We start from the raw sequence: 5,143 nt of genomic DNA, 5'->3' as shown, positions 1-5,143 counted from the left end.
TGAGCGCCCAGCTCGAGGCCGCGCAGAAGCTCTGCGACTTCGACGACGTCATCGTGACCTCCGCCAAGGAGGGCTTCAACGTCGACGGCTTCGTTGAACTCGTGAGCGCGCACCTCCCCGAGGGGCCGCGCTGGTTCCCCGAGGGCATGGACACCGACACCACCGACGAGGAGCTCGTCGCCGAGTTCGTGCGCGAGAAGCTCTTCCTCAACCTGCGCCAGGAGCTCCCGCACTCCGTCGGCGTCATGTGCGAGGACGAGATCCAGATCGCGGACGATGGCCACGCCTCGATCTCCTGCACGATCCTCGTCGAGCGCGAGGGCCAGAAGGGCATCGTCGTGGGCAAGGGCGGCTCGATGATCAAGAAGGTCGGCATCGAGGCGCGCCGCGACATCGAGCGCCTGCTCGGCCGCAAGGTCTACCTCGACCTCAAGGTCCGCGTCGAGCCGCAGTGGCGCCGCAACGCGAACATCATCCAGCGCCTCGGCTACTCCGTCGAGGACGAGTAGGGGCCTGTGCCCGTGGCGGGCGGCAGGCGCACATACCATGCCCGGGCTTGCGTGCTCGACCGCACGAAGCTTGGGGAGACCGACCTCATCCTGGCTCTGCTCGGCAGCAACGGAGCCCAGCTCAGGGCCGTTGCCAAGGGGGCAAGAAGGCCCGGCGGCAAGCTCGCCGGCAAGGTCCAGCTCTTCTGCGAGTGCGACCTGCTGCTCGCGAAGGGGCGAAGCCTCGACGTGGTCGCCGAGGCCTCGCTCGTCGACGCGCACGCGACCCTGCGCGGCGAGCTCGAGCGCGTGAGCGCGGCCTCCTGCGTCTGCGAGGTCGCGCGCCTGTGCTGCTTCGAGGACGCGGAGGACCCGTTCCTCTACGCCATAACCTCGCGCGCCCTCACGGCGTGCGAGCAGGGCGCGGCCCGGGCGCTCCTTGACCTCACCTGCGCCGCGTTCGCGTTCAAGGTGCTCGCCCACGCGGGCTGGCGCCCCGAGCTCGACGCCTGCTGCGCGTGCGGCGACGCGGCGGTCTCGCGCTTCTCGCCGCTCGCGGGGGGCGTGCTCTGCGAGAGCTGCGCCAAGGACGTCGCGGGCGCGGAGCCCGTTGGGGCCTCGCAGGTCGCCTGGTTGTGCGCGCTCCTCTCGGGCACCTTCGACGAGCTGCTTGCCGCGCCCGTCGACGAAGCGACGGCGGTCTGGCTGCTCTCGTGCGCGCACCGTTGGTGCGCCGCACACCTCGATGCCCGCCTGCGCGCCATGGAATTCGCACTCAGCTGCTGATGGCGGCGAGAGCCTCCGCGCGCTTCTCGCTTCTCGCTGCTCGTTGCTCGCACGGGAATCCTCGGGTGTCGGTAATCGTTCACCGGAATCTGGCAGCGTCGGTAACGTTACGACCCAGATTTGTCAAGAAGCGCCCTTCTTGCCCCGTCTGCGGCTCGATTTGCACGGGAATCCCGGGGTGTCGGTAGTGTTTTCACCGGAATCTGCGACCGTCGGTACCGACACTCCCGGATTTCGGTGCCGGTTTACCGACGCTGCCGGATTCCGGTGCGGCCTTACCGATGCCCCCCCGAACTCTCGTGAGTCGGCCAGGATGCGGCCGCAATTTGTCCCGGAGCTGGAAACGGTTTGTGCGTTCGCCGCTCTTAGAGCTTCTTAGCGGTCCGTGAGCGCCTCCAGCTCGCGAGCGAGGCGGGACACGGGCAGGCCGACGACGCTGAAGTAGTCGCCGTGGATGCCGCGCACAAGGAGCCTGCCGAGCCCCTGGATGCCGTAGGCGCCGGCCTTGTCCATGGGCTCGCCCGTCGCGACGTACGAGGCGATCTGAGCGTCCGAGAGGGGCCAGAACTCGACATCGGTGGTCTCGACGAAGGCGGAGCGCCCGAGCTCCTCCAGGTCCTCGGAGAGCCTGAGCGCGCAGCATCCGGTCGATACGTGGTGGATCTTGCCGGAAAGCTCTCGCAGCATGCGCGCGGCGTCGGCCGCGTCGGCCGGCTTGCCGAGCACATCGCCCTCGTCGTCCCAGACGATGGTGTCAGCGGCGACGAGAAGCCCGTCTTTGTCGGCGATGCCCCTTGCCCGCGCCGCGGCGAGACTCGCATCCGCTTTCTGCTCCGCCAGGCGGCCGACGAGGGCCACGGGGGCCTCGTCTTCACGGCGCGCTTCATCGATGTCGGCGGGCAGTACCTCGAGCTCGTAGCCGAGCTCCTCGAGGAGCTGCCTGCGGCGGGGTGATTGGGATGCGAGGATCATCTGATTGCCTTTCGTGACGTGGTTATGGGGTTAGGGACAACAACGCGGCCACGGACGTGGGTTCCGCTCGAGCCTGGTCGCCGTCTGATGTCGATCGCGGCGCGCGTGCGAGAACTCAGCGCACGTCTCCAACATACCAAAAGCGCCCCGCTCACGAAGAGCGGGGCGCTGTGCTCCCGGTTTGGGAATGCCTCGGTTACTCGACCTCGATGGCGGAGACGGGGCAGTTGTCGGCGGCCTCCTGGGCGCTGTCCTCGGCGTCCTCGGGAACCTCCTCGACGATGGTCTCGGCAACGCCCTCGTCGCCGATGGCGAAGACCTCGGGGCAGGTGCCCTCGCACATACCGCAGCCGATGCAATCCTCGTTGACCGTAGCCTTCATGGTGAAATCCTCTCTCTAAGTCGGGCCCCTTACCCGAACTCTTATGTTTGTACCCTTTTATGGCCGTGCGGGCAACAACTTTTAGACGAGAGCCGGAAAAGACGCTGCGACCTGCGCTTTATTCCTACCAGTTAACAGTAATTAACTTCGCGACCCTACTCTAGGGGCCGTTCCCTGGTGCCGTACGGCCTAAGAACGGCGAGGGACTGCGGAGGGGGACGGCCCGTGCCTGCGAAGGGTGCCTAGCTCCTGCGAAGGGTGCCTAGCGCCCACTAAGCGTGCCTAGCGTCCGCTTAGGGTGCCTAGCGCCTGTGAAGGATGGCGACGTCCTCGACGTGGAAGGTCTGGGGGAAGAGGTCCACCGGAGTCACGCTCTGGACCGCAAAGACGCCCTTCTCCTCGAAGCGCGCAAGGTCACGGGCGAGCGTCGCCGGGTCGCAGCTCACGTACGCGATCGCGCGCGCCGGCTGCTCGGAGAGCTGCTCCACGACGTCGGCGGCGAGGCCCGCGCGGGGAGGGTCGACCACGATGACGTCGGCGTCGGTGTCGGGGAACTCGCGGCCGGCGTCACCGCCGATGGGGTCGACGTTGCCGAGGCGCGCGCTCTCGAGGTTGCGCCGCAGGTCGCGGATGGCGGGCCCGTAGGACTCGACCGCGCTCACGAAGCCCGCGCGCCGCGCGAGCGGGAGCGTGAAGGTTCCGGCGCCGCAGTAGAGGTCCATCGCCTCTTCGTAGGGCTGTGGGTCGAGGCCGGCCATGACGAGCTCGACGAGCTTCTCGGCTCCCTTGGTATTCACCTGGAAGAAGGACGGGGCGCTCACGCGCATGCGCTCGTCGCAGATCCGCTCGCCCCAGGAGCCCTTGCCGGAGAGCGCCTCGACGCCGGCGATCTTGCGCGCCTTGGCGGGGCCCTTCTGCATCACGCGGACGACCGAGGTCGCCTTGACCGCGTCGCCGATGATCTTCGCGGCCTGGGCGCGGGGGAAGGGGCCGGGGCGCCCCCACAGGGCCACCTCCGCCTCGCCGGTGGCCTCCGAGGCGCGGATGCCGACGCGCTCGATCTCGAGCCCGTGCGAGTTCGCGAGGTAACCCACGGCGCCGGTGAGCGCCTTCACATCCTTTGTGTGCTTCTTGGATAGGAGCGCACAGCGGTCTACCTTGACGACGCCCGCTCCGCCCGCGGCGTGCATGCCGAGCACGAGCCGGCCGTTCTTTTGCACGGCGGCGAGCTCGACCTTGTTGCGGTAGCCCCACGGAGCGCTCGGGCTCTCCAGGGGGCGCACGAGCGCCTCGGCGCGCTCGGTCCCGAAGCGGCCGATGCGGGCGAGGGCGTCGACGACGCCTGCGCGCTTGGCTCGGGCCTGGGCCTCGTAGGACATCGCGGACCAAGGGCAGCCGCCGCACACCGCGGCGTAGGGGCACGCGGGCTGCACGCGGTCGGGGGAGGCCTCGAGGACCTTCTGGACGCGCGCGTTCGCGTAGCGCTCGGCCTCCGCCTCGACGACGGCCTCGACGGTGTCGCCGGGCACGCCTCCCGTGACGAACACGGTCCGCCCGTCCGCGTCGCGCGCCACCGCGTCGGCCCCGTAGGCCATGCGCTCGACGGCCAGGGTGAGCTTGTCTCCGATTGCCATGTGGTTCCCCTCTGTGCTGTGGTCAGTGCCGTTTATGTTAGGCGATGCCGCGCAAAATCGCGGGACGGACACAAAAAGTCGCCCGGGGCGACCGTGCCCCGGGCGTTGTCGTGACTGGTGCCGGCAGGGGCCGCGGTCCGCTCGTTGGCCCTTCGCCTGCCTTTCTCACTACTTGCCCGTGAACAGCGTTCGGAAGCCCTCGCCGATGAGCGCGAAGGCCCGGGCGAACCTGCCCTCGGGGGCCTTCGCCGAACCCGCGGCGGCGAGCTGCGAGGCCTTGGCGCTGCCCTGGGCGCCAGTGCTCGCGGGCTCGGCCGGGCGAGCGGGCTTCTTTGTGGCCTTGCGCGGGGTCTCGGCCTCGGCCGCGTGCTCGACCTTGGACTCGACCTTCGCCTTCGCGGCCGCGAGCGCGTCGCCGGTCTTCTCTGCGGAGGACGCGGCGGGCGTCGTCTCGGCCGTGGCTTCGGGCTTGCGCCCGCGCGGCGAGGGCTCGCCCGCAGCGGCGAGGCGGGCACGCTCGTAGGCCTCGGCGAGCAGCGTCTCCTGGGAGTTCACGGGCATCTCGCCCTCGGAGACGGGCACCCGGCGCCACTCGCCGTTGCGGTCGAGGCGGCGAGCCTTGACGTTGTCGGCGTGCTGGAGCGCTATGAAGTGCTTGACGATCTCGCGGCAGGTGGGGTCGAAGACCGGGTAGGCGATCTCGACGCGACGCTCGGTGTTGCGGGTCATCATGTCGGCGGAGCTCAGGTAGATGATGTCGGCGTCGTCGCCGAAGGCGTAGATGCGCGCGTGCTCGAGGAAGCGCCCGACGATCTGGCGCACCTCGAGGCCGTCGGTCTTGCCGGGGACGCCCGCCTTGATGCAGGCGATGCCGCGGATGG

General features: G+C 69.3%; 5 protein-coding genes and 1 pseudogene. 2 read left to right on the top strand and 4 right to left on the bottom strand.

Features of this window, described 5'->3' with window-relative positions; translation table 11 throughout:
* The coding region (gene era / locus ACT84W_RS07430; protein WP_444328742.1) for a GTPase Era at positions 1 to 509 on the top strand (509 nt) is incomplete at its 5' end.
* A 12-nt stretch (positions 510 to 521) separates the two neighbouring features.
* Complete coding sequence (gene recO / locus ACT84W_RS07425) at positions 522 to 1,274, top strand: DNA repair protein RecO (protein WP_444328741.1); 753 nt, start codon at positions 522 to 524, stop codon at positions 1,272 to 1,274.
* 375 nt (positions 1,275 to 1,649) lie between these two features.
* Here recO and ACT84W_RS07420 read toward each other — a convergent pair whose 3' ends face one another.
* From ACT84W_RS07420 to ACT84W_RS07405, 4 genes and pseudogenes are all read right to left on the bottom strand, one after another.
* Positions 1,650 to 2,246, bottom strand: a complete 597-nt coding sequence (locus tag ACT84W_RS07420) for a Maf family protein (RefSeq protein ID WP_417576498.1) — start codon at positions 2,244 to 2,246, stop codon at positions 1,650 to 1,652.
* A 196-nt stretch (positions 2,247 to 2,442) separates the two neighbouring features.
* Entirely contained in the window at positions 2,443 to 2,628 is a 186-nt protein-coding gene (locus ACT84W_RS07415) for a ferredoxin (RefSeq protein WP_417576499.1), read from the bottom strand.
* Positions 2,629 to 2,930: 302 nt separating this feature from the next.
* Entirely contained in the window at positions 2,931 to 4,262 is a 1,332-nt protein-coding gene (gene rlmD / locus ACT84W_RS07410; RefSeq protein WP_444328740.1) for a 23S rRNA (uracil(1939)-C(5))-methyltransferase RlmD, read from the bottom strand.
* Between the two features lie 168 nt (positions 4,263 to 4,430).
* Positions 4,431 to 5,143, bottom strand: a pseudogene (locus tag ACT84W_RS07405) (polyphosphate kinase 1); the annotation flags it as partial.

Origin of the sequence: Paratractidigestivibacter sp., from assembly GCF_052362415.1 — a bacterium.
In the GTDB taxonomy this organism is placed as follows: Bacteria; Actinomycetota; Coriobacteriia; order Coriobacteriales; family Atopobiaceae; genus Paratractidigestivibacter.
This window is presented reverse-complemented; position numbering and strand designations above follow the sequence as displayed.

What these genes read in the sequence shown, in the direction of transcription:
- ACT84W_RS07420 (WP_417576498.1), bottom strand. Translation starts at nt 2,246, where the DNA reads ATGATCCTCGCATCCCAATCACCCCGCCGCAGGCAGCTCCTCGAGGAG.
- ACT84W_RS07415 (WP_417576499.1), bottom strand. Translation starts at nt 2,628, where the DNA reads ATGAAGGCTACGGTCAACGAGGATTGCATCGGCTGCGGTATGTGCGAG.
- rlmD (WP_444328740.1), bottom strand. Translation starts at nt 4,262, where the DNA reads ATGGCAATCGGAGACAAGCTCACCCTGGCCGTCGAGCGCATGGCCTAC.